Raw genomic sequence first — 26,159 nt, 5'->3', positions numbered from 1 at the left:
ATGAGACATTACCCTTACTCATACTTTGACTGAAGATACACATGTGGCTTATTGCTGGTCTTGGCAATCCTGGTTTACAATATCAAAATAACCGCCATAATATCGGTTTTATGGCTGTTGATGCCATCTATCAGTCCTTCTCTTTTTCTCCATGGTCGAAGAAGTTTCAAGCAGAAATCTCTAATGGTTTCATAAATAATGAGAAAATTTTTCTTATAAAACCGCAAACTTTCATGAATCTCTCTGGTCAAGCTATCGGTGAAGCTTTGCGATTTTATAAATTAGATCTGAAGAATTTGATCATCATTTATGATGAGTTAGACCTGTCACCGGGAAAAGTTCGTATAAAAATTGGTGGAGGAAATAATGGGCATAATGGTATTAAGTCTATTGATGCCCATTGTGGCACTGACTATTGTCGTATACGCATAGGAATTGGTCATCCTGGAAGCAAAGAACTTGTTCATCAGCATGTTCTGGGAAATTTTACCAAATCTGATCAAGAATGGTTATCCCCTCTCTTAGAGACAATTGCAAAAAATATCGCTCTCCTTATAAAAGATGACAAATCCCTCTTTATGAATGAAATTTCACAAACGATAAAAAACAATCAAAACCATTGACTTGCGTGTCACAGTCGCGTGAAGCATATGGATAAGAACTCTTGAAAAAAATGTCTCTTATACACACTTTTGAAAAAGAAAGGCTTATATTCTCTTTTGAGAGAAAGAGAAGATTGAACAGCAAACCAAAATACTCAAACAGTTCTCTTCAATTTTCTCCCCCAAATTAAAAAAATTCATTTGGCTGAATGGTCGACTGTAGCGGATCATAGCCATTTGATTGTTGACTATAAACTGTAGGAATACTCCTATTGTTTTGTAAGACCACAACACGCGAACCAACGGGAACACGATTATAAAGATCAATAATATCTTGATTAAGCAAACGAATACACCCACTTGAAATAGCACGCCCAATTGACCACGATTCGTGTGAGCCATGAATACGGAAAAGTGTATCTTTCCCATTTTTGAACAAATAAAGTGCCCGCGCACCTAATGGATTATCGGGTCCTGGTGGCATTCCTTTCCCAAGATGACCATAACGTTCTGGTTCTCGAGCCATCATAGCTGCAGTAGGAGCCCAATTTGGCCAACGACGCTTGCGCTGTACAACCCCTTCACCTTCAAATGCTAAACCTTCCTTACCGACCCCAATCCCATAACGTAAAGCCTTTCCATTTTCACCAATAAGGTAAAGAAAACACTCTTGCGTATCTACAACCAATGTTCCAGGTGGATAAGATGTATAATAAATCACTTCTTGTCGCCAAAACTTTGGATCAATTGTCGCAAGATCAACAGCAGGTAACAAATAGGTCTCATTCGTTACAGGACCGTACAAAGCCTGTATTTCTGGTGGAATGTATCGAACTTGTTGAAAAGGAACTGATGACATATCTGACTGATGTGTAGCACATCCAGCTAAAGCCAAAAGTGCTGCAATTAAAAAGACACAACGAGATAACACTCTTCTATTTTCTCCGATTAATTATTTATGCAGATTTGCATACCATGAAAAACTTAGCACATTATTAACATTAATTCGAAGTTTTCTTATCCTTGAGACTAAGGAGAGCATTAAGATAAGAAGAACTAAGGTAAAAAAAGCAAATTATCTGTTACTTTAGACTTTTTTCTCACTTATCGCAACACAAAGACTATAACTCTTCTAAAAATATGCTATAAAAAAGAAGCTTTATCTTGACTATAAAATCAAAAGAAAAGAAAGACTCTCATGGGCTTTAAATGCGGTATTGTCGGATTACCTAATGTTGGGAAATCAACTCTTTTTAATGCATTAACAAAAACAGCCACTGCACAGGCTGCCAATTATCCTTTTTGTACCATTGAACCCAATACCGGTGAAGTTGCTGTTCCAGATTTACGAATGGAAAAAATTGCATCAATCGCTGGTTCAAAAGAAATAATTCCTACACGCATTAACTTCGTCGATATTGCGGGGCTTGTACGAGGAGCTTCAAAAGGCGAAGGTTTAGGAAACAAATTTTTAGCCAATATTCGCGAAGTCGATGCCATTGTCCACGTTTTACGCTGTTTTCAAAATGAAGATATTACCCATGTAGAAGGACGTATTGATCCTGTTTCTGATGCCACAACCGTTGAAACCGAACTCATGCTTGCCGATCTTGAGAGCCTTGAGCGACGAATCGTACAAATCCGTAAACGTGCGACCGGAAAAGACAAAGAAGCTCTCACAATTTTACCCATTATGGAAAAAGCATTAAACATACTGCAACAGGGAACCCCTGTCCGGTTATTACTCAAAGATATCTCTTCCGATGAACACCACATTCTTAAGAGTTTGAATCTTTTAACCTCCAAGCCTGTACTTTATGTTTGTAACGTAAGCGAAAATGACGCCGCTCATGGAAATAGCTTTACCCAAACAGTTGAAAAAATGGCAACAGAGCAAAATGCGCAAAGCATTATCATTTCTGCTTCTATCGAAGCGGAAATTACACAACTGAGTGATGCTGAAGCATCAGAATATCTCAATGCTCTAGGACTCTTTGAACCAAGTTTAAATCGCCTTATTCGTGCTGGTTACCATTTACTTGATCTCATTACTTACTTCACCTGTGGGCCTAAGGAAACACGAGCATGGACAATTACGCGTGGTACAAAAGCTCCCCAAGCAGCTGGCGTTATTCACTCAGATTTTGAGCGCGGTTTCATTCGTGCCCAAACCATCAGCTACAATGACTATATTGCTCTGGGTGGAGAAAGCGGTGCAAAAGAAGCAGGAAAAGCCCGCGATGAAGGAAAAGAATACATTGTGCAAGATGGCGATGTCATGTTATTTAAACATAATACTTAAATCTTCACTCTGTCTTAATAGTTTATCTTGAAAACTTTGTAATAGGTCCTTGGAATCTTGTCGCAAAAGCTCCCAAGAATTTTTTGAACAAAAAAAACGTTGCTAGCATATTATTATGATAGCAACAGTTTTATCCATTAAAGAATGGGAATATAAAATTAGCGCGTCCAACGCCCTTCGTATTTAAATGTTGGAGCGTCCTTTAAAGAATCCTTTGTCGCATTTGTAATGAGTTTCCATTTACCATAATCATTTGTCATCTGGATTGTTTCTGGAGAAACGACCACATAACTCTCACCTATGCCAAGAAAACCACCAACAGCAACAACAAACCCTGCAATATTATTTTCACGTAAAATAATATCTTTTACTTCACCAATATTTTCATCTTCTATATTATATACATTGGCGCCTATAAGGCTGGAAGCAACAAAATCCGTTGCTAAAGGTGTCACATAACGCACAGACTTATCTACCCCCACCTGTACAATACCCGTCGAAGAGATCATTTCAGGTTTTGAAGGCACTTCAAAAGACTGGGCGTAAGTACTAGAAACCATCAAAATTGACATAAGAGTAGTACATGCAATTTTTTTCATTTTAACATCTCCGTTTTTACTTTATAAAACCTCAATGCATCATAAACAGATTTGTTCCTTATGCTCTTTATACTCTATACTCTTTCAAGCCTTGTCGCTTTATCATTTTCTCTTTATTTCGTCTTTTGTTTCTTTCTCTAACTCTTCTTCTAAACCACACCAAATACGATTTTTTAAAATATAAACAAGCCCAGCAAAAATGATTAAAAATAAAATAACACGAAAACCGGTTTTTTTACGAATTTCCATATGAGGATCGGCAGCCCACATCAAAAAAGCAGAAACATCGCGCGCGTAGTGTTCAATGATTTCTGGGGTTCCATCTTCATAAACAACCATACCATCACTCAAAGGAGGAGCCATAGTTAAAGAATTACCGGCAATAAAATAAGGATTATACCAATAACCATCCGCAATTTTTATCTCCTTCGGTGCCTTCTGATATCCTGTTAAAAGAGCTGTAATATAATCTGGACCAGCTGCATCATAATGAGCCAATACATCAGTAATTAAAGCAGGAAACGGCAAAGATACACCACGTGCACGTGCCATCAATGACAAATCTGGAGGATAAGCACTATTCAAAATAAATCTTGCTTCTTCTTCATGTGCAAAGGGAGAAGGAAAATAATCCGTTGCAACCCCAGCACGTTTAAAAAATTTTCCTTCTCGATTAGGACCATCGCGCACTTCATATTGCCGCGCCAAAGCTTTAATCTGTTCTTGATCATACCCAAGAGCTTTTAAATTGCGAAAAGCCACATATTTTAGTCCATGGCAGCTGGAACAAACTTGTTTATAAACCTTTAATCCACGCCTCAATTGCGCCTTATCATAAAGCCCAAATGGACCTGAAAAACTCCATTCTTGTTTTTTAGGAATCCTTAAAGGAAAAGAAATAAATTCCTCCTCCTGATCAGAGGCATCCCTCGCTAAACTCTGAGCAGAAAAGCTCATAGCAACGATAACAATCAGTCCGACAAAAACTTTTACCATAGTCTCTTTTTTTTCTGTTTTAAATCTTGCATAATTGAAGAAGGAAGAGAACAATTTTTTTCAAACGCTGGCAAAGTCGGCAAAATAACCAAAAAAAATATAAAATAATAAACCGTAGCCAATTGCGTCCATAAAAGGATTTTGTCATTTATTTCTCTTGATCCCAACCAACCAAGAAAAACGACATCAATAACCAACGCCCAAAAGAAAATTTTATAAACAGGTCGATATCTTGCTGAACATATTTTAGAGCGGTCTAACCATGGCACAAAAATTAAAATGCAAATCGAACTGACGAATAAAACAAAGCCCACAAAAGTTGAAGGGAAAATACCAATATCAAAAGTTATAGCACGAAGTATCGCATAAAAAGGCAAAAAATACCATTCTGGAACCACACGAAGAGGTGCCTTTAAAGGATCTGCCACACTATAATTTTCAGCCTGCCCCATATAATCGGGCATATAAAACAAAAACCAGGCAAAGAAGATCAAAAAAACAGTAATAGCAAAAATATCTTTGATAAGCGCATAAGGTGAAAATGGAACCGTTTCCTTATCTGATTGTATAGCAAGACCCGTTGGATTGCCTTGCCCAACACAATGGATTGCCCAAATATGCAGCCCCACAAAAAGAAGCAAAACAAATGATAAAACATAATGGAAAACATAAAAACGATTCAACGTTGGTTGTCCTATGCCATAACCACCCAGAAGTGTCTCATGCAACCATGTCCCCACCAAAGGTATCGTTTTTAAAAGCCCTGCAATCACTGAAGCCGCTGAAATAGACATCATCCCCCAAACAAGCACATAACCAAAAAATGCTATTGTCATCATGATGATATAAATAAAAATACCTGTAACCCACACCATTTCTCGCATATTTTTATAAGAACCATAATAAAGTCCACGTGCCAAATGGATATAAACAGCAATAAAAAAAAACGAAGAGCCTACAGAATGCCATGGACGAAAAAGCCAACCAAACTGCCCTTCACGCCGAAATCGTTCACTAGTTTCAAAAGCCAAATGAATATCTGGAACATAATGCATAGCCAAGACAATACCAGTCAAGAGCTGTGATAAAAGCATAATGGTCAAAATACCGCCAAATGTGTAAAAGTAATTAAGATTACGCGGAACAGGAAAAATCACAAATGTATTATAAAAAAAACGAGGAAGAGGAAAACGCTTATCAAACCAACGAGCAAGAGCATTTTTAGGACAATAAGGAGGAAACCTTGTCATAACCTTATCCTATTTTGAGCAAAGTATCAGAAAGAAATTGGTAAGGTGGAATAGCCAAATTATAGTTAGCTGGACCTGACCGCACTCTTCCAGCGGTATCATAAACAGACCCATGACAGGGACACAACCATCCTCCAAATTTACCCGACTGCCCAAGTGTTACACAGCCTAGATGCGTACAAAGATTAATAACAATAAGCCAATTTTCACGTCCTTTACCTGCTGAACGCGCAAAATCTGTTGCTTCTTTTTCACCTTCAAGATTAGGATTGCGCGCTTGACGATCTTTTAGAAGACTCAATTCAGTAGCGCGCGCATCAGCAATTTCTTTTGTCGTACGGTTTCGAATAACAACAGGCTGTCCTCGCCACTTTACCGTCACCGACATCCCCTCTTCAATACCAGAAAGATCAACCTCAACAGAGGAAGATGCCAAAACAGCTTGATCTGGACGCAACTGACGGATAAAAGGCCACGCAACCGCTCCCATTCCAACTGCTCCTGCAACAGCTGTTACCAAAAACAGAAAATCCCGCCTCGTTTGCTCACCCATGGACTTAACTTAAAGAGACTATTTGCTAAAACATTCTTCTACCATACCCTCTCCCATTGTACAATGCTTGATCACTCAGTTGCATCAACCATAAAAACATCCCCGTAAAAAACTTCTGCCATTTGTATGGTCTATACAAAAAACTGTTTTATAATGATAATTCATCGTTTTACAGAGTGAATGAAATCCTGAAACACCGTAAGTTTCTTTCATTTCAAACCTATTCATATTAATCAATCAAAATTACTCCCCCGCCTGTGAAAAACGGAGATAGCGTGTAAATAAACACTCCTAAAGAAAGAAACATAGTCTTATTATGACCAGATCTCAGTAAATAAGTTGAGCTTATCGGTTATTTCTTTAACACATTTACAGCATCTCTCCCTCCCTCAATTCCAACTGGTTGAATGAGTATTTTTTCCGCTTCTGCTTTTGCATAAAAAGCATATTTTGTTGATTTTCATTAAAATGGATGATCTAACCTCATTAAATATCCCGCTTTTCAACATAAGGAAGTCCCTAATAGGGAGATTCTCTCTTATCCCAAACAAACCTATGTACATAACTTTTTCCCTGAAATTTAAAGTGAATAAAAATAAAACATAAAAAACATGTATTTCTCAAAGCATATTTTTCGAATAAATTGTAACGCTTCTTTACAAAGTTGAAAGAAAAATCATATTACAGAGAACATGACACTTCATATAGCTCTTTTCCAACCTGATATCGCTGGTAATACTGGAACGATTTTACGTCTTAGCGCTTGTTTTGGTTTACATGTGCACATTATTGAACCCGCAGGCTTTAATCTGTCGGATCGTAATCTCAAACGCGCAGGATTGGATTATCTCGAATACGCTTCCTTAGAACGACACATTGATTGGCAACATTTTATAAGCTCCATGAAACACTTTAACCGCCGTCTGTTGCTTTTAAGTACAAAAGCAAAAACATGCTATACGCAGATATGCTATCAAAAAAATGATGTTTTACTTTTTGGTCGTGAAACAGCTGGCGTTCCCGATTATGTTCATGAAACGGCCGATTACACATTGAAAATTCCCATGCAACCACAGGCACGCTCTCTAAATCTCGCCATGTGCGTAGCCATAACAACGGGAGAAGCATTACGCCAAATTGGTTATCATGAAAGAAACTGTAATCTATAAAAACACAACAATTCCATTAAAATCTTTAATAGAACAATAAAAATACATGAAATATGGTTTTAAATAATTAAAAAAATCTTTTTTATAGAATATAGATAGTAATTAAAAGCGCATAAAGTTCAATAATACTTTTGGAATAACTTATAGAATGCCTATAAAAACTCATAAATTATCACGAAAAACAATATACAACATATCAAGAATAGTTAGAGCGTATAACGCTTATCATTTTCCAACAATCAAGTGCTGATAAAATAACATTTCTTAGTGCCCATCACATCCATTTCATATCACCACTTATGAATGATTAAATACTCCTCATAGTAAAAATCCATTGGACATCCCCCTCTTTATGCTCATACAAAGTGAAAACTACTATCATTATTCTCTTTATCCGTTTTCACTTTCGAGAATCCTTATCTTTGAGATGGTTCATAAGAGACATTTTTTCTCTCTGTAATCATTTTTCCTCACACGGCTTCCCCCACTTGTAACGTGTAAGGCTATAATTTGGATTTATGTAATATGAACAGGTTTGAAATAACCTCACAATATTCGGAGCTCTTGTTTCACATGACGAATAATGAATTATTATTATAAATCAATTTTTTCTAATAATGCATGACGATCCATTAAAAATCCGCTTTCGACCCATATCATTTCTAACTCTTTAAGCTTTTTTCCTAAAAGCACACCTTTAGCAAAACCTTTCTTTATTAAATCGTTACCATTAATGGGAAAAGTTGGAATCTGCCATTTTTTGGCAAGCTGATGAAGCTTGACATAATCCTCTGCTCTTTGCAAAGCATCACTTTTTTCCAGATTATCGAGATGTGATGCAGCGACAGACAACGATAATTGATCTAAAACTGGCTGTCGTCCATGAAAATAAATCAGTTTTTGCACAAAATGATCAGAACAGTTTTGGTTTATTATTTCTAACTCTGCCCATTCTTTTAATCGTGTTGTTTCTTTATGGGAAAAATGCAAGCGCTGTGCCATTTCATGAAGACGTATGGGGTCAGGAGGAAGAAGGCTTTCTAGCCGTAACAATGGATCAACTTTCCAACCAAAAGCGTGTTCTGTCTTCACCAATGCGTGAATTGCATCAATACCCCATCGTTCTGTTTCAGGAAAAATAAGTGCCAAAATTCTGCTTTGTCGCATCCATAAAAGAGCACGCGTTGGATCAAACGCCGCAAGAAGCTTTTTCATTTCTGCCCAAATACGTTCAGAAGAAAGTTTTTTTAAACCGTGTTTTAAACTAACACATGCCTTCAATCCTTGTACATCAGGTCGCCCTGCTCCATACCATGCAAAAAAGCGAAAAAAACGTAAAATACGCAAATAATCTTCGCAAATACGATCTTCTGCAATCCCAATAAAACGAACTGTTCGGCTAGCAATATCACTCAAACCTCCCACATCATCATAAAGATTGCCAGCAGCATCACAATAAAGCGCATTTATCGTAAAATCACGCCGTTCAGCATCTTTTTTCCAATCACGACCAAATGCCACTTTTGCATGACGACCATCTGTTTCAATATCGCAGCGAAGCGTTGTAACCTCATAAGAACATGAATGAGCAACTACTGTTATTGTACCAAAAGCAATCCCTGTAGGAATAGCTTTAAATCCTGCTTCTTCTACACGTGTAATAACCTGTTGCGGCAAACAAGTTGTTGCAATATCAATATCACTAATAGGCTGCCCTAGCAGTTGATTGCGCACTGCTCCCCCTACAATACGCGCCTCTTCTCCCTCCAAAGACAAAACACGAAGAAGTGTTTGGATATCCTTTTGTTGTAACCACGCAACCTGTTTGAAGTCCTGTCTTATATTCACCCTTTAACCTTTCAAAAAAGTTGTCTTCATTGCTTTAAAGAACTCTCTTCATAAAACAAAATTTTTAAGACATCCCTTATAAAACACGTCTATTCCTTCCAAAAAAACTTTTCTCTTCTTGTATACGAATATGAAAAAAATGGCATATGATACTTCATTTCTTCTCATTTTCTGTTACAAACAATAAAATATCCATTATCATGCAGAGAAAATTACCATTTTTGCGACAAACGCCTTAAGGAAGAAATATGAGTCAACATGATCTATCATCCAATTCTGTAAAAAAGGTCAATATCAATCATGAGGCTCAAGTCATTATTGATGATATTGATATGGCACACAAAGAATTGGATATTTTACAACAAGAAATTGACAAAGTTATTTTTGGGCAAAGTCAGGTAATCGAATATGCTTTAATCGCTATTTTTGCTGGTGGTCACGCCCTTCTTGTCGGTGCTCCAGGACTTGCAAAAACACGTCTTGTTGAAACATTGGGAACAGTCTTAGGACTTGATGAAAAACGCATCCAATTTACTCCTGACTTAATGCCATCGGATATTATTGGTTCTGAAATTATGGATTCCGATAAAGACGGTAAACGTTCTTTTCGATACATTCAAGGTCCTATTTTCACGCAACTTCTCATGGCCGATGAAATCAATCGTGCTTCTCCACGGACACAGTCAGCCCTTTTACAAGCTATGCAAGAATATCATGTTACTGTTGCAGGTAACCGTTATGATTTGCCAAAACCTTTTCATGTTCTTGCAACGCAAAATCCTCTCGAACAAGAAGGGACCTATCCACTTCCTGAAGCACAACTGGATCGCTTTTTGATGCAAATCGATATTGACTATCCTGACCTCACAACAGAGCGACGGATCATTTTAGAAACAACAAAAGAAAAGAAATCAAATGCAAAACCAATTTTGTCCGCCAAAAAATTGCAAAAAATTCAAAATATCGTTCGCAAAATGCCTCTTTCAGAAAATGTGATCGAAGCTATTTTAAAAATTGTCCGCTCAACTCGCCCTCATAAAGACAATAGCCTTGCTAATACTTATGTTTCTTGGGGACCTGGTCCACGGGCATCACAAGCCCTTTCACTTTGTGTTCGCGCCCGTGCTCTTTATTATGGACGCTTAGCCCCCTCACTTGATGATGTTGAAGCATTGGCCTATCCCGTATTACAACACCGCATGGCTCTTAATTTTTCTGCCCGTGCTGAAGATGTAACTGTAAGAGATATTATCAATAACCTTGTGAAAGATGTTCTTTGAATGGCTATTGGCAAAAAAGTTTTACAAAAGCCTCCATTGTCGCTGGCAAATGAACTGCATAAGGATACTGGCAAAATGCCATATTTCCTTTTACAAGCACGTCATATCGCTAATACACTGATAACCGGATGGCATGGACAACGCAAACGCGGTAATGGGGAAAACTTTTGGCAATTTCGTCCCTATGTTGAAGGAGAATCCATTACCCGCATTGATTGGCGTCGCTCAGCGCGTGATGAAAATACATATCTCCGCGAACACGAATGGCAAATGACACAAACCGTTTGGCTCTGTCCTGATCAAAGCGCGTCAATGCATTACTGTTCGCGCTTTTCTAAAATCTCTAAAGGTAATCATGCCATTATTCTTACCCTTACCCTAGCATCACTTCTTGCTCGCAGTGGCGAACATATTGCTATTCCAAATTTAATGTCCCCCACAATGACATCCAATGTCGTAGAGCGAATAGCCTTTGCTTTAGAAAATCATTCAGATGAAAATTCATTTCCGGATTTTTCAACGATTACACGCTTTTCACATGTCGTTATAATGAGTGATTTTCTCGACTATCCTGAAAAAATCATCCAACATTTAACCGTTTTAACTACAAAACAGGTGACAGCTCATTTAATTGAAATTTCTGATCCCGCAGAAGAAAGCTTTCCCTACGCAGGTCACACAGAATTTTTTGATCCTGAAACGAAAGAGAAACATGTTTCCACAAAAGCAGAAGATCTTCGTAAGAGCTATTGTAAACTATATCACGCAAGGCGACAAGAGTTGGCAAATTTTTGCGCACGTCAAGGATGGTCTTATCACGTTAGTACAACGGATCAACCTTTAACAGAGACCATTTTTCATCTTGCAAATACAATGGGCGACTCTCCATTGCAAAAAAGGAGGGCCCTTTGAGTTTTGCTGCTCCCTTTCTGTTACTAGGGCTTTTGTTCCTACCGGTTATTTGGTGGCTGTTGCGGGTAACTCCTCCATCTCCGCGTAAAGAGCTTTTTCCTCCGTTACGCTTCTTACCCAAACCAACTCATCAGCAGGAAACAGCAAAACATACACCTTGGTGGTTGCTCTTGTTGCGTTTAACCATAGCGGCACTTGTTATCATAGCGTTAGCACGCCCCACGTGGGATCAAAAACCAATCAGCTTTTCCGGATCTCAACCCCTTGCACTCATTATTGATAATGGTTGGGCTTCTGTAAAAGAATGGAAAAAACGCATCTCTATCGCTGAAATGCTCCTTGCTCAGGCAGAAAAACAGCAAAAAAATATTTATCTTATTGCAACGGCTGAAAATGATATCTCCAATATAGAGCCGCAACCCGCCAAGATTATAAAACAGCATTTAATGCATTTGCAACCGCGTCCTTGGCCTGTCAACCGTGTGCACGCACTGAAAAAACTCAGAAAAATAACCAAAGGAAAACCTCTTGATGTTGCTTATTTAAGTGATGGATTACAAACAAATGAAGATGAGCAAGCTTTTGCTTTGCTTGAAGAATTAAAACCTGAAAAACTCTTATGGTATTTGGCTGATATTTCCGATTTAATCGGCATAACATCCGTAGAAAATAACGATGGAAGCATGGTCGCGCGTATTATCCGCTCAACAACACACGGCAAAACTTCCGCTACACTCAACCTCTACGATTCAAACAATCAACTTCTCGGTCAATTTACGAAAAATTTCTCTGAAGGAGAAACAACAGCTCTTGTTCCTTTTGATGTACCACTTGAACTACGCAATGATATCGCTTGGATAAAAATGAATAATCAAAACCATGCTGCTGCAACCTTCTTGGTAGACAGCCATAACAAGATAAGCCGTGTTGCTCTTCTATCACCCGATACCAATGAAATGGCACAGCCTTTACTTTCTCCATTTTATTACATTATCAAAGCATTACAGGAATATACACAGCTTATAACCGCCGGTGGAAGAGAGCTTTCAACGGATATTGATTATTTGCTTAAACAAAATCCATCTGTTTTCATTATGAGCGACATGGTTAACATGCCTGAAAAGGCAGAAAAAAAACTTTCTGATTTTGTGAATAAAGGGGGAACACTCATCCGCTTTGCAGGAGAAAAACTCAGTAGTGCAGAACATTATGATAGTCTCCTTCCGATACCGCTACGTCAGGGGCAACGTTTCCTTGGAAGTATTATGTCTTGGACGAAACCACAAAAGCTTGCCCCTTTTGCAAAAAATAGCTTTTTCTTTGATCTTCCTTTTCCAGAAGATGTCACTGTCTCGCGCCAAATCCTCGCAGAACCAACCCCAGATCTTTTTGAAAAAACGTGGCTTAGCCTTTCGGATGGAACCCCTCTTATTACCGCAGCAAAACGTGGTAAAGGAACCCTCATTCTCATTCATGTTGCTCCTGACCCCACATGGTCTAATCTTCCTCTTTCTGGCTTTTTTGCACAAATGTTGCAAAAACTAATCACATTAGGGTCTAACGAAAACACAAACCTAACACACAGAGAAAAAAGAACAATGGTACAAAACCCGTGGCGAACCATAACCGCTGACGGACAATTACAAGTACCGCCCTCTCATGTTGTTCCACTGGTCTTTGACTCTCAAAATCCACCCCATCCTTCCTATAATACTCCCCCAGGACTTTATGGTGTTAAAAGCGATTTTTATGCACTCAATCTCTTAACTCATTCGTCGCACTTGATGAAACAATCATCATTGCCAACTTCTCTTAATAAAAGCCCTTTATCTTACGATACAAAAGAAAAAAATCTTATCGGTCCACTTTTAGGATTAGCCATCTTATTATTCGCCTTTGACAATTTTCTCATTTTATGGATGGGAGATATTTTTTCTTTCATGAAACGGCGTAATATGTTTCTCCTCCCTTTTATAAGTCTTATTGCCTTGTTTTCATATGATCCAACTCTTCATGCACAAACGAAAGAAAATCATCATGATAGTGTACAAGCTGCTGGTGCAACACATCTTGCCTATGTTATAACCAATAATCATGAAATTGATACAACGAGTAAACGTGGTCTAGAAGCGTTAAGTCAATTTATCGCAGAGCGCACAATGCTTACCCCAGGCTCTGTTACAGCACTTGATCTCGATAAAGATGAACTCTCTTTTTATCCTCTTATTTACTGGCCAATTGATGTTAAGAGTCCTATACCTACCCCCAAAAGTCTTGAAAAAATAAATAACTTTATGAAACATGGGGGAACAATTTTATTTGACACACGCGATCAGATAAAGAGTAATCTTAATCTTGAAGGAGATGCCACTCCAGAAACGCAACGATTACGAGATATCTTAAAAGAGTTAAATATTCCATCCATTGAGCCAGCATCAACGGATCATGTTGTTGCACGTTCTTTTTATATTATGCCAGATTTTCCTGGTCTCTACCGTGGTTCACCTTTATGGATTGAATCCTCATCAACAAACAAAAAAAATAAAAATTCTCTTGCTAGCGGTGATAATGTAAGTTCTCTTCTCATCACCGCCAATAACTTTGCCGGTGCTTGGGCACTCGATGAAAAAGGGACATGGAAATATCCCCTTGTTCCCAATGATCCAATGCAACGTCTATGGGCATTTCGTGCAGGTTTAAATATTGTCCTTTATGTTCTTACAGGAAACTATAAAGCGGACCAAGTTCATGTTCCAGCACTCTTGGAACGCTTTAAAAGAGAAAGAAGGCAATGATATCATTTTTCACTTTTCAGCCTTTTTTACCACTCATTTGGATTCTGTTCTTAAGTGGAATATCGATGCTTTTTGTCGTTGTTGGTCTTGTTACGCAACGTCAAGGTTCTTTATTTCGTCTGATGGCATTAAGCGCCCTCATCCTTGCTTTGCTCAATCCAATGATCATAAAAGAACAGCGCGAACCACTGAAAAGCACAGTAGGTATTGTCATTGACCGCAGCAAAAGCCAAACATTTGGAACACGTACAAACGACAGTGATGAAGCGCGCGCGCAATTAACGCAAGCATTGGCGCATTATCCACAATTTGAACCACGCTTTATTGAAGCTGGAAAACTTGCTGATAATCAGTATGCGCCCTCAACGAATTTGTTTGATGCTTTAACACAAGCAGTATCTGATGTGCCGCCCTCTCGTTATGCAGGAACCATTTTTATCACCGATGGACAAGTACATGACATCCCTGACCTATCAGACCTTCATCATAAAGCACCTCTCAATGCTCTGATTACAGGACACTCAGATGAATTTGATCGCCAAATCAAGTTTATTTCTCCTCCACGCTTTGCCCTTGTCAACAAACCACAAACGCTCTCCATTTTGGTAGAAGATAAAGGCCCCGCCAAAAAAACAATACCACAGAAAGCAAATATTACACTAAGCGTCAATGGACAAGACATTGGCCATTATTCTGTAACTCCTGGCGTGATTTTTCAAACTGAAATTACCCTTCCTCATGCTGAAAAAAATATTATCCAAGTGATAACCGATCCACACAAAGGTGAACTAAGCTTTGAAAACAACCGCGCCATAACAATCATTGAAGGAATCAGAGAAAATTTACGCGTTCTTCTTATTTCAGGTGCTCCTTATAATGGAGAACGGACATGGCGAGACCTTTTGAAAGGTGACTCCAATATTGATCTTGTTCACTTTACTATTTTACGTCCTCCCACCAAAGCAGATAATACGCCCTTAAGCCAATTATCCTTGGTGGTCTTTCCGACAAGAAAACTCTTTGTTGAAGAGATTAATAACTTTGATCTCATCATCCTTGATGGCTACCAGCACTCTGCTGCTCTACCCTTAATCTATTATGATTATATCGCCCAATATGTACAAAAGGGAGGGGCATTGCTGATGGTAACAGGACCTGAATTTACAAAAAACAACTCACTTGCGAAAACACCTTTAATCAGCATTCTGCCGGCATTGCCCAATGGAACTATTATTGAAAAGCCTTTTCGCCCCACATTAACCAAAGAAGGTGAGCGCCATCCTGTCACAAGGGGCCTTGCAACACTTAACCTTCCAGCTTCTCAATGGGGGCAATGGTTGCGACAAATTGCTATTCAAAACATAAATAACGGAATCGCCCTCATGAAAGGAGCCGATGAACAACCACTTTTACTTCTCGCGCATGTTGATAAAGGACGTGTAGGCATGTTGCTCTCCGATGAAAGTTGGCTTTGGGCACGAGGTTTCGAAGGCGGCGGTCCTTATGCAGCTCTTTATCGTCGTATTGCCCATTGGCTCATGAAAGAACCAGAGCTTGAGGAAGAAAAATTAAGTGCAACCAGCAGCCATCATCATTTAACAATTCGCCGCCAAACTCTAAAAGACCATCCAGAACCCGCTGAAATAACCTTTCCCTCTGGAAAAAAAGAACATATCACTCTCACCAAAGAGCAAGAAGGTCTCTTCAGCGCAACTGGGACCACTAATGAAACAGGAATTTTTACCATTAAAAATGGCGATTTAACAATACTTTCTTCTGTAGGGATGCTCGATAATCTTGAATTGTTTGACTTAATTTCAACACAAGAAAAACTAGCCCCCATTATTAAACACACCGGTGGTTATATCGGACGGTTACATCCTGAGGGAAAAGAAAACATTCATCTTCCTCCATTCAAGCTGATTCAATCAAAAATAAACCCGTCTTCTTCCCCAGCACATTCAATTATTCTGAAAGAAGCGACAGAAACCCGTTTAATTAATACCTTTTATTTTTCGATATTTTCTGGTTTCTTGGCGCTGCTTGCTTGCCTTTTACTGTTGAGCAGCATGTGGTATCGTGAAAGCCGTTGAAAAATCTGAAATTTCGTATAATAGTCTTAAAATTTAGCTTATTTTTTTGTGTATTTTCTTGTCTTTTACAATTAGATAAAAACATTGATCTATAATGATAATTTATCATTATAGTCATATTGAGTCATTATTCCCTGTAGGATTTTTCTTTTTTGTAATACTTTCTATATTAAATTAATTAAAATCACTCGCTTGCACATCATTAAAAGAGGTCTGTATGAATAAAAACCATTGAAGAAAAGAGTAAAGTACCTCTTATGAATCCTCTTAAAGCAAGGATTTTCACAAAATTGGGAGGGGAATAGTATAATGGTTTTACTTTGCACCTTGTATAAATGTAAAATGGTGGCGCATAATAAGCCTTATAAACGGGGCTTTTCATAGTATTGAGAACTTTCGTGAAATGGAATCAAGCGCACTGGGAAATATCTCTTCAAAATAAATATATGAATGTACAGCACAATGATATTTTATTTGGGATATTCCTCTTGAATCGTTCTGTTTTGCGTGAAAAAATCTCCCATTAAAAGCAATACATGGCAGCCCAAAACCGTAAAAATTCCTGATAAATACAATACATTCTTTTGCATTTTATACTGAATAATTAGATTTTTTATGATAATGTGTAGTCGTATAAAAGCTATTTAAAAGTCTTAAAACTTTATGATCATCATTTTAAAGTCTATCCCATCATACAAAAGACATATCAATTGCCAAGAATGATATGTTGTATTATGTTGCTCTTTTCATAAAAAATACAATACAGCGTTAATTCTTCAAAGAATTTTCTCATATTTTCAACAAGCTATTTTTCATTTTACAATCCTTCTTGCCTTTAAGTATCAACTTATCTTATGCTTATGCTCTAAATCATTTTTAATACTCTACGAGCTTTTATGTTTTATCTTGCCCATATATCGGATGTACATCTTTCCCCTCTCCCGCAACCTTCCCTTTTTGAACTTTCTGGAAAGCGTCTTACCGGTTATCTGAATTGGCAAAGAAAACGTAAGAGTCAAATGGTAACAAATGTCCTAGAAACTTTAATAGATGCCTTAAACAAAAAAAAACCTGATCATCTTGTGATCTCTGGTGATCTTGTGAATCTTGCTCTAGATAAGGAATTTGAACAAGCACATCGTTGGCTACTTAACTTAGGACAACCTCAAGATATTTCCTTGACATTTGGAAATCATGACGCCTATGTCCGCGGTGCTTTCCAAAAAGCATGTACTCTTTTTAAACCTTGGATCACAGGTGACGTCCCTCAAAAAAGCGCCTTTCTTTTTCCTTATATGCGCATTCGCAAAAATGTCGCCATTATAGCAACTTCTTCAGCCATCGCGACACCACCTTTTCAAGCTTCTGGTTATTTTGGTAAAATACAAGCGCAAACTTTACCACTCTTTTTAAAGGAAGCAGCACAGCGTAACCTTTTTCGTGTCGTCATGATTCACCATCCCCCCTTTCCCAAGGCAACATCTTGGCATAAAAAACTACGAGATATAAAACGTTTTCTAGACGTTATCAAATATCACGGTTGCGAACTTATTCTTCACGGACATACTCATTTACCTACATTGAATTACATTGAAGGACCTATAAAAAAAATTCCTATTGTTGGTGTTCCTTCCGCATCACAAGCTTTTGGTGATAAAAAACCACCCGCAGGCTTTAATTTATTTTCCATTGAACGCTTACAAAATCAATGGCACTGCCAATTGCAACGTTATAGCATTATAACCCCCCAAAACGAGATTGCATGTACTGAAACAATTAATCTTTAAACACCTTCATAGTTGCCAAAACAACCAAAAACGAAAGTATTTTTATTTCATATCCCTTTGGAAATCATAATTCTTATTTCTCTTTAAACGACAAAGTTCCACTTTCTCTGTCGATAAATCAATTTCTCTCAGAGAATTCCATCTGCTACCCCTCTTATATGACTGGCTTTACAAACTCATTGGTTTACTTCCTTCCCGTCCTAAAGGACGAAAATTTCTACCACACCTGATCTATAAATAATCCAGATTCTTGTCGCACGGATTCCACCTGCTAATTGTGCATGTGATTTGCTTCACAAAGCTCTACACACAAATCCCGCCTTGAATTTCATCATACACTCCTCCAAAAGCATCTAATGCATAAAATCCTTATATCACTACAGTGATGATATTTTATAGAATAATAGAGAAGCTTATTCAGCTTCTATACCTGAAAATCAATGACTAAAAAATCCCAATAATAACTAAAGTATATAATTTCAATAACCCAACCTATTTGTAATTGATAAACAAACGATGCTGATTGATTTATCGTAAATAGATTTGAAATTATTCTCTCTTATTTCACTCGACATTTATTATCGTACATTTAAAAGATTTATAAAAAATTATAGATTCTATTTCGATAACAGGCATAGGTAACAATGTTTTTTATGTCTCGATAAATTTCTAATTTTCTATCTATTTTTCCTATAAATCACTTTATAATTATTTTATTACTATAAATTATTATTTATAATATTAAATAAAATATTTTACGATAACGAAAAACAGAAAAGTCGATTGTATGAAAGGTATTTCAAATAAAACAAAACGCCATTAAGTTGCCAATTCATGTGTTTGTTAAAAAAGCATCTTTTAAAGCACCCAAATCCATTTCCCCATGGCACCTATGAATAATGTGATGATAAGTCCATTTAGTAGCACCATCTTTACATTTATGAAAAAGCAAACTAGTATCAAATCTCACACTTTGCCACCCCCAATCTAGCGACAGCCTTTGGCACTTGAGATGGTTCATAAGAGGCATTTTTATTCTTTCTTTAATGTTTTTTATCTCACGGCTCTCCCTCCTTTGACGTACAAAAAACATGGTTTTGATTGGTTCAACATGGTATAGGTTAAAAATGAGAAAATCTTATGATACTTGGGGCTCTCACTCAACATAAAAAGGTAAATTATATTTACAAATCAAAGTATTGTTCGAATAAAATAGTAGCTCTTTTGAGTGAAGGATATTTTCCAGCACATATCTAAAAAATAAAAGCCTCATTCGAAAATGAGACTTTTGAATTTTTAATTCTGCAAAAATTTAAAATTTATAAGCTACACCTACGCGGAAATCGTTTGTCTTGTAGCCCATTTCAAATTTATCATGCACGAACTTCTTTTTACCAAAATCTGAATAACGGTATTCTGCACGCACAATAACATTATCAGTCATTGCAAAATCAACACCACCCCCGAGGGTATAACCAATCATGGTCTTTTTTTCGTCATGCAACCAATCAGAAAAATTAACTGCTCTGTTGTTGCTATCAGCAACTAACCCAAAAATATTCTGAAGCTGCGTATAAGCAACCCCTCCAGAAACATAAGGCATCACACGCTCAATCGCAAAACCAACTTTCACCCGCGTAGCACCAGCCCATTTTTGTTTTAAAGTATGGCGTACAGCTTCAATAGGTATTGCCGAATCCTCCTCATGAGAATCTCTTGTTAGATTTGTTTCTTCTGAAGAAGCTTCTTCAGTTTGACTTTTTTTTGGTCGATTAATATCTTTTGTACTCTTTTTATCAGACCACATAATATCCGTATCAATACCTATAATAAAACCATTATCGATATCAATATTGGAACCTGCATAAACTCCCCCTATAAAACCAGAAAGTTTAGGTAAATCCTCCTTTCCAATTGGATTCCATATCCCCGTCTCATCTTTTAAATAACTTGCAGTTGTTTTACCTGAAAAGCTACCAATCTGTCCTCCAAGATAAAATCCTGTCCAAGAAAAAGCAGGAACTGCAATAACAGGAACAGGCTGTTCAGGAGTAATGACATCCGCCGCTTGTACTACAGAAATTGAAATTAAAGAAAAGATAGATGTTGAGACTAAATACTTTGTAATCATAATTGCTCCCCTAAAAGCTAATGTGATACATAAATAATAGTAAATCGTTTCACATTTTTTTTAAAAAATCTATAGCAAAAATGACACAGTTACAAAAAAATAAAAGTAGTTTTAATAAATAATATTATAAAAAACTTTAAATATGCTTTGTATTTCCATTAATTATTACATATTATCTTTTATAGCTTCATATTAATCATTATTATCCATAATTATACAAATAATTATAATGTCATTTTTTTGAAAAAATGAGGTATGTAATCAATAAAGATTTTTATCATATTGATTTCAATATGTTGGTATTATTAGTGTAATGAGACATAATCTCTATAAGTTTTTATATAAATCTGTACGATCAAAATACTCTTGCATATATTCTTGTGTTGAATATCTCTTAATTCATAAATGTATCTGATATACTGCTGCTTAATAAATGACCCATATGCTTTTTCATATACAGGAGATAAGATTCATAAAGAATATCATTCACTAATCTCGTCACTCATCGCTTTTTGTATAAAGAATGACACCTAGAATGGCACATTTAACAGAGAATTTTTTTCATCACACTTGAGAAATCAGTAGAGAACTTCACTCTAACCCTCTCAAGCGTGTAATGAAATAAAAGACAAAAATTAATATATAAAAATGGAATTAATAATTTTTATTATTCTTATAGAATTATTTTAATGTTTCATGATTTTTGTAAAAACTGAACAGACCAATTGCCCAGTTTCTGCAATTAACTTTTCAACACGAAGCAAATCAGGTTCCCCAACACTATTTAACAAAAGGTCACTTAATCCAGGTGGCATATTATTGGGATCAAGAGAATCATTTAAGCAAAGCCGTATAATTTGACTCAAATTTGTATAAAGACGATAGGCATAATGTAAATCAGCAATACATGACTGATTAAGAAAACTGTTTGGTAAGTGATCTAAAATATCAGCTGTTGTTGCTCCAATTTGAAACTCAATGACATGCGTAATAAGAGAAAATTGAGCAATAAACTCCAAATCCATAATGCCACCAGACATCGTTTTTAAATCCCATTGATTTTTTGGCGGCTTTTCTTTTGCAATCAAGGAACGCATTTCACATACTTCTTTTGCAACTTCCTTCTTATCACGAGAAATAGCAATAATTGCACACACTTCATTTTCTAGCTTTTGTAAAAAATCAGGATCTCCTGCAATGCCTCGAGCCCTTGTTAAAGCAAGATATTCCCATATCCATGCTTCTTGGCGATAATACTTTTTAAAAAATGGAAAAGAAACAGCAACAGGTCCTTTATTGCCTAACGGCCGTAACCTTAAATCAACGACATAAAGAACACCTTGGCTTGTAAGAGTGGATAAAGCAGAAATGAGGCGCTGTGCTAAACGCGTATAATATTGAGAGATATAAAGAGGCTTTTCTCCATCAGATATTTCTGCATCATCATCGTGTTCATAAAGCAAAACGAGGTCAACATCGGAATCTGCCGTCAATTCGCGACTTCCAAGCTTCCCCATACCCAATATGCCAACACGCCCCCCTTTAACACTACCATGAAGACGAGAAAATTCCTCTTGAACGGCAGCAAATGTTTTTGTAATCATAAGATCAGCAAGCGCAGTAAAAGCAAAACCCGCTCTTTCTCCTGTAATTGCACCATTCAAAATTCGAATACCAATCAAAAAACGTTGTTCATCTGCAAAAATTCTTAAATGATCGAGAATTTCCTCATAAGGAAAGATATTTTCAAGAAAATATTCAAGCCGTTTTTCTAAATACGTTTTTGTTGGTAATTCTGAAAGAATATTCGGATCTAACATTCCATCAAAAACATGGGATCTGCGTGTAATAATTTCTGCAAGACGTGGAGCAGCGCCCATAATAAGGACAAGCATATCCAAAAGAGAGGGATTAGACTGCAAAAGACTAAAAAGCTGAATTCCTGAAGGTAAGCCCTGTAAAAAACTATCAAAACGCAACATCGCCTCATCAGCTCGTTTTGTCCCACCAAAAGCTTTCAAAAGAGCTGGTGTTAATTCCGTTAATCTCTCGCGTGCTTCGGCTGATTGCGTTGCTTTATAACGACCACAATGGAGAGTACGCATAATACGACAAATATCACTTGCTCTTTCAAAGCCTAAACGGCTTAACGTTATTAATGTCTCCGGATCATCTTCTTCACCTGTAAAAACTAAATTACCAATTTCTAAACCAAGTTCTTGCTCATTCTCAAACAGTGCTGCATAATGTTTTTCAACAACCTGAAGTGTTTTTAATAAATCACGGATAAAACTGCTGCTGTCTTGATAACCCATTAAATAGGCAACACTTGTGAATTGAGCAATATCATTTGGAAGAAGGTGTGTTTGTTCATCGAAAAGCATCTGAATACGATGTTCCACATTTCGAAGAAAAGCATAACTTTTTATAAGGCTATTTCTGGTTTTCTCACTGATCCAACCAAGCGTGTGAAGTTCTGCTAACATTGCAACTGTCTGGCGTCCACGTAATTGAGGAAAACGCCCACCAGCAATGAGCTGTTGTGTCTGAACAAAAAACTCAATCTCACGAATACCACCACGACCTAACTTTATATTATGCCCATAAGCTGCAATTTGACCGTAATTTTTATGCGCATGAATTTGACGTTTGATCGAATGAATATCAGCAATAGCAGCGTAATCTAAATATTTCCGCCACACATAGGGAAAAAGCTCTTTAAGAAAGTTAAAACCTGCCCTCTTATCGCCAGCAACTGGACGTGCTTTAATCATGGCTGCTCGTTCCCAATTTTGCCCACGCCCTTCGTAATACCGCAAGGCAGTCCTTACTGGTAGAGCCAAAGGAGTTGATCCTGGATCTGGACGAAGCCGAAAATCAAGACGAAAAACATATCCTTCCGCAGTGCGTTCTTGAATGATACGGATTAATCGGCGTACCATTTTAGAAAATACGTCAACACTTTCAGAAAGATTACCAATATGAGGTGATGTTTCATCAATGAAAACAATAAGATCAATATCAGAAGAATAATTAAGTTCCCCTGCTCCTAATTTTCCCATCCCTAAAATAATTAAACCACAGTCTTTTTCTGGATTTTCACGGCTTAATAAATTGATCTTACCATGATCATGCGCTTCTCTTAATAGAAAACGCAGCGCTACACTTAATGCTGCTTCGCCCAAACGTGTCAACCAAACACATGAAACTTCGTAAGTAAAAACACCACTCAAATCAGCTAAAGCAATGAGAACATGCGCTTCTCGTTTTTTGCGCCTTAAAGCAGCCATCAATGAAGTTTCATTTATAGATTCATCCTTATCAATAGCCGTAATATCATCTATAATTTCGCTCAGCCTTGTTTCTATATCAACATTTAATAAAGCACTAAGATATGATGGATTGGCAATTAAAACCTCACGCAAAAAAGGAGATAAGGTCATAACCGAACTGATAAAAACTATCTGCGTTCCACTCTCTGAAATAAGGGAAACAAGCGATTCTAAACCTTCTTTCCTTGCTTGTTCTTCCATGTCTTTTAACCATTGGGAACCACTTTTATCGAGAGGGCATAAAGGGAGAAGCTGTGTTTTTAAAAAAGCTTGTTTCGTCTGCGCTCCCTTGAAAAGCATTTTGCCTTCCTTTCTATTGCTTTATACTTTTAAAATAGTTGTTACGTATGAAAAGAGAAAAGTGAAGAAAAATGTCTTTAAGGAAATAACAAAACAGCCCTAAGCCCTGGATTTGCATTTTCAAGTAACAATTCACCCCCGTGAAGCTTCATAACTGCTTTTGCTATACTTAAACCAATCCCAAACCCAGGTTGTGTACGGCTTTCTTCAAGACGAACAAATCGTTCTGTCACTTTTTCAAGTTTATCCTCTGCTATTCCTGGTCCATTATCACTCACAACAACTAACAAATGTTCATCACGATATTCCATTGATAAGCAAACCTCCGCTTTCCTTTTACCTTTAGAAGCATATTTAATGGCATTATCTATAAGGTTAAAAATTGATTGTGCAACAAGCTCACGATTCAACTTAAGCTCTTTATCAAATATATTCCCCAACCGAAGTAAAACACCTGACTCTTCAGCAAAAGGTTCGTAAATCTCAACAGCATCTTCAAGGATCAGTTTCATATTCATCATTTCAAGATGCTCAATTGCACTGCTGGCCTCAATACGCGAAATCATTAAAATCGCATTGAACGTACAAATAAGTTGATCTGATTCTGCAATAACCCTATCAAGGACCTGACGATATTCAAGCTTTGTCTTATTTCCTGAAAGCGCTTCTTCAGCGCGATTTCTAAGACGCGTTAACGGCGTTTTCAGATCATGAGCAATATTATCTGATACTTGACGTAAACCAATATTTAACTCTTCAATGCGGTCTAACATAACATTAAGATTAGTTGACAATCGATCAAACTCATCCCCTACTCCAGAAACAGGTAAACGCCCACTGAAATCACCATCCATCAGGCGCTGTGATGCAGCCGTTACATGATCAATCCTTTGTAAAGCTCTCCTGCCAACAAAAAACCATATGAGTAAAGCGCCTCCAACCATTGCAGCAAGTGCAATGATCACAGCTTTACGAATAACCACTGCAAAACGTTCTGGCTCATCCAAATCGCGTCCTATAAGAATCTTCATAGCATTAGGTAAATCAACAATAACCGCCAAAGCGCGATGTTCACTTGTTTTGCCATGTTCTCCAAAACGAGAATACAAAAAAGAGGTAGAAATAAAACCACTCTGATTCAAAAGACCTAATTCAATACGTGCTACATTTCCTGCTAAAATACGCCCCATAGAATCCGTGACAAGATAAAGAAATGCTCCTGGTTGTCTTGAACGATAATCAATAGTGCGCATTAATAAGGATAATCCCCCATAATTATAAGCATTTTCAATATACTTTAATTCTTCATGTAAAGCCTGTTCAGTTTGCTCTGTTAACAATGAAGCAGAAAATGCCGTCATATAAATAGAAAGCCCTGTTGCCACCAAGCCAAACAATAAAATATAAAGTGCTGAAAGCCTTAGCGCCGTCGTGCGCATTATATTAATCAAACGATTCATGCTTTGTTATCTGGTGCTTTCAGCATATATCCAGCTCCACGCACGGTATGGAGAAGGGGAACATCAAAATCTTTTTCAATTTTGGCTCTCAAACGGGAGATATGGACATCAATGACATTCGTTTGTGGATCAAAATGGTAATCCCAAACATTTTCCAAAAGCATAGTGCGTGTAACAACCTGCCCCGCATAGCGCATCAAATATTCAAGTAAACGAAACTCTCGTGGTTGCAATAGGATGTTTCTATCACCCCGTTTTACCGTATGTGCTAGCCGATCAAGTTCAAGATTACCTACACAATAAACAGTTTCTGCTTCTTTAGGATTTTTCCGCCGTTGTAAAACTTCAACACGCGCAAGAAGTTCAGAAAAAGCATAAGGCTTTGTCAAATAATCATCTCCCCCTGCACGCAACCCCGTTACACGATCATTAACTTGCCCTAAAGCCGAAAGGATAAGAACCGGTGTTTCATTGCCTTTAGCGCGCAATTCAGCAATAATAGAAAGGCCATCACGATGCAAAAGCATTCGGTCAACAACCATAACGTCATAATTTTCCGTGGTCGCTAAAGCGTATCCCGTATCCCCATCATAAGCAACATCAACAGAATGCCCTACTTCCAAAAAAGCCTTTTCGAGATAATGCCCCGTCTCATGATCATCTTCAATAACGAGTATCTTCATAAAACGTATCTCCATTATTTTATTATGTTGTAGGACAAACATTTAATAAACATTTGTCCTACAACTA

At 37.3% G+C, this 26,159-nt stretch carries 18 protein-coding genes; 8 read left to right on the top strand and 10 right to left on the bottom strand.

Translation table 11 applies throughout. The features are described from left to right. Positions 1 to 41: 41 nt before the first annotated feature. Complete coding sequence (gene pth, locus ACFIJ7_RS06555) at positions 42 to 623, top strand: aminoacyl-tRNA hydrolase (protein WP_375635720.1); 582 nt, start codon at positions 42 to 44, stop codon at positions 621 to 623. Positions 624 to 789: 166 nt separating this feature from the next. Here the strand turns inward: pth and ACFIJ7_RS06550 are convergent, their stop codons facing one another. After that, a complete protein-coding gene (locus tag ACFIJ7_RS06550; RefSeq protein ID WP_375635721.1) occupies positions 790 to 1,533 on the bottom strand; it encodes a L,D-transpeptidase in 744 nt (247 codons plus the stop codon). Between the two features lie 267 nt (positions 1,534 to 1,800). On the opposite strand from ACFIJ7_RS06550, the gene ychF reads away from it, so the two are divergent. Continuing rightward, positions 1,801 to 2,904: a redox-regulated ATPase YchF gene (gene ychF, locus ACFIJ7_RS06545; RefSeq protein ID WP_375644865.1), complete on the top strand. Its 1,104-nt coding sequence runs from the start codon at positions 1,801 to 1,803 to the stop codon at positions 2,902 to 2,904. 158 nt (positions 2,905 to 3,062) lie between these two features. On the opposite strand, the gene ACFIJ7_RS06540 is transcribed toward ychF, so the two are convergent. The 4 genes from ACFIJ7_RS06540 to petA all read right to left on the bottom strand — a co-directional run bounded on the left by ACFIJ7_RS06540 (position 3,063) and on the right by petA (position 6,302). Then, a complete protein-coding gene (locus ACFIJ7_RS06540) occupies positions 3,063 to 3,503 on the bottom strand; it encodes a PRC-barrel domain-containing protein (protein ID WP_012754882.1) in 441 nt (146 codons plus the stop codon). 102 nt (positions 3,504 to 3,605) lie between these two features. Beyond that, on the bottom strand, positions 3,606 to 4,499 hold the full coding sequence (locus tag ACFIJ7_RS06535) for a cytochrome c1 (protein ID WP_375644864.1): 894 nt from the start codon (positions 4,497 to 4,499) through the stop codon (positions 3,606 to 3,608). Beyond that, positions 4,493 to 5,749, bottom strand: coding sequence for a cytochrome bc complex cytochrome b subunit (locus tag ACFIJ7_RS06530; RefSeq protein ID WP_375644863.1), 1,257 nt, complete (start codon positions 5,747 to 5,749; stop codon positions 4,493 to 4,495). Before ACFIJ7_RS06530 ends, ACFIJ7_RS06535 begins: the two co-directional genes overlap by 7 nt. A gap of 4 nt (positions 5,750 to 5,753) precedes the next feature. Next, positions 5,754 to 6,302, bottom strand: a complete 549-nt coding sequence (gene petA / locus ACFIJ7_RS06525; protein WP_375644862.1) for a ubiquinol-cytochrome c reductase iron-sulfur subunit — start codon at positions 6,300 to 6,302, stop codon at positions 5,754 to 5,756. Positions 6,303 to 6,994: 692 nt separating this feature from the next. Between petA and ACFIJ7_RS06520 the strand changes: the two genes are divergently transcribed. Next, positions 6,995 to 7,471 (top strand): tRNA (cytidine(34)-2'-O)-methyltransferase, encoded by a 477-nt coding sequence (locus tag ACFIJ7_RS06520; RefSeq protein ID WP_375635724.1) that lies wholly within the window; start codon positions 6,995 to 6,997, stop codon positions 7,469 to 7,471. A 594-nt stretch (positions 7,472 to 8,065) separates the two neighbouring features. Here the strand turns inward: ACFIJ7_RS06520 and ACFIJ7_RS06515 are convergent. Beyond that, positions 8,066 to 9,319 (bottom strand): CCA tRNA nucleotidyltransferase, encoded by a 1,254-nt coding sequence (locus tag ACFIJ7_RS06515; RefSeq protein ID WP_375635725.1) that lies wholly within the window; start codon positions 9,317 to 9,319, stop codon positions 8,066 to 8,068. Between the two features lie 248 nt (positions 9,320 to 9,567). On the opposite strand from ACFIJ7_RS06515, the gene ACFIJ7_RS06510 reads away from it, so the two are divergent. The 5 genes from ACFIJ7_RS06510 (at position 9,568) to ACFIJ7_RS06490 (ending at position 18,186) form a co-directional block, all read left to right on the top strand. Next, entirely contained in the window at positions 9,568 to 10,599 is a 1,032-nt protein-coding gene (locus tag ACFIJ7_RS06510) for an AAA family ATPase (RefSeq protein ID WP_375644861.1), read from the top strand. Continuing rightward, a complete protein-coding gene (locus ACFIJ7_RS06505; protein WP_375628164.1) occupies positions 10,600 to 11,511 on the top strand; it encodes a DUF58 domain-containing protein in 912 nt (303 codons plus the stop codon). It begins immediately after the preceding gene. Next, a complete protein-coding gene (locus tag ACFIJ7_RS06500) occupies positions 11,508 to 14,306 on the top strand; it encodes a DUF4159 domain-containing protein (protein WP_375644860.1) in 2,799 nt (932 codons plus the stop codon). Before ACFIJ7_RS06505 ends, ACFIJ7_RS06500 begins: the two co-directional genes overlap by 4 nt. Further along, positions 14,303 to 16,399: a glutamine amidotransferase gene (locus tag ACFIJ7_RS06495; RefSeq protein ID WP_375644859.1), complete on the top strand. Its 2,097-nt coding sequence runs from the start codon at positions 14,303 to 14,305 to the stop codon at positions 16,397 to 16,399. Before ACFIJ7_RS06500 ends, ACFIJ7_RS06495 begins: the two co-directional genes overlap by 4 nt. Positions 16,400 to 17,295: 896 nt before the next feature. After that, the gene (locus ACFIJ7_RS06490) at positions 17,296 to 18,186 is read left to right on the top strand and encodes a metallophosphoesterase family protein (RefSeq protein ID WP_375635730.1); all 891 of its coding nucleotides are present in this window, start codon (positions 17,296 to 17,298) and stop codon (positions 18,184 to 18,186) included. Positions 18,187 to 19,498: 1,312 nt separating this feature from the next. Here the strand turns inward: ACFIJ7_RS06490 and ACFIJ7_RS06485 are convergent. The 4 genes from ACFIJ7_RS06485 to ACFIJ7_RS06470 form a co-directional block, all read right to left on the bottom strand. Continuing rightward, positions 19,499 to 20,317 (bottom strand): outer membrane protein, encoded by an 819-nt coding sequence (locus tag ACFIJ7_RS06485; RefSeq protein ID WP_375644858.1) that lies wholly within the window; start codon positions 20,315 to 20,317, stop codon positions 19,499 to 19,501. A gap of 686 nt (positions 20,318 to 21,003) precedes the next feature. Then, positions 21,004 to 23,949 (bottom strand): bifunctional [glutamine synthetase] adenylyltransferase/[glutamine synthetase]-adenylyl-L-tyrosine phosphorylase, encoded by a 2,946-nt coding sequence (locus ACFIJ7_RS06480; protein ID WP_375635732.1) that lies wholly within the window; start codon positions 23,947 to 23,949, stop codon positions 21,004 to 21,006. Positions 23,950 to 24,026: 77 nt separating this feature from the next. Next, complete coding sequence (locus ACFIJ7_RS06475; protein ID WP_375635733.1) at positions 24,027 to 25,409, bottom strand: ATP-binding protein; 1,383 nt, start codon at positions 25,407 to 25,409, stop codon at positions 24,027 to 24,029. Next, entirely contained in the window at positions 25,406 to 26,092 is a 687-nt protein-coding gene (locus ACFIJ7_RS06470; RefSeq protein WP_012754868.1) for a response regulator transcription factor, read from the bottom strand. The genes ACFIJ7_RS06475 and ACFIJ7_RS06470 overlap by 4 nt, the downstream gene beginning before the upstream one ends. Between the last annotated feature and the right edge of the window lie 67 nt (positions 26,093 to 26,159).

Origin of the sequence: Bartonella sp. MR100HLJHH, from assembly GCF_042194215.1 — a bacterium.
GTDB lineage: Bacteria > Pseudomonadota > Alphaproteobacteria > Rhizobiales > Rhizobiaceae > Bartonella > Bartonella grahamii.
This window is presented reverse-complemented; position numbering and strand designations above follow the sequence as displayed.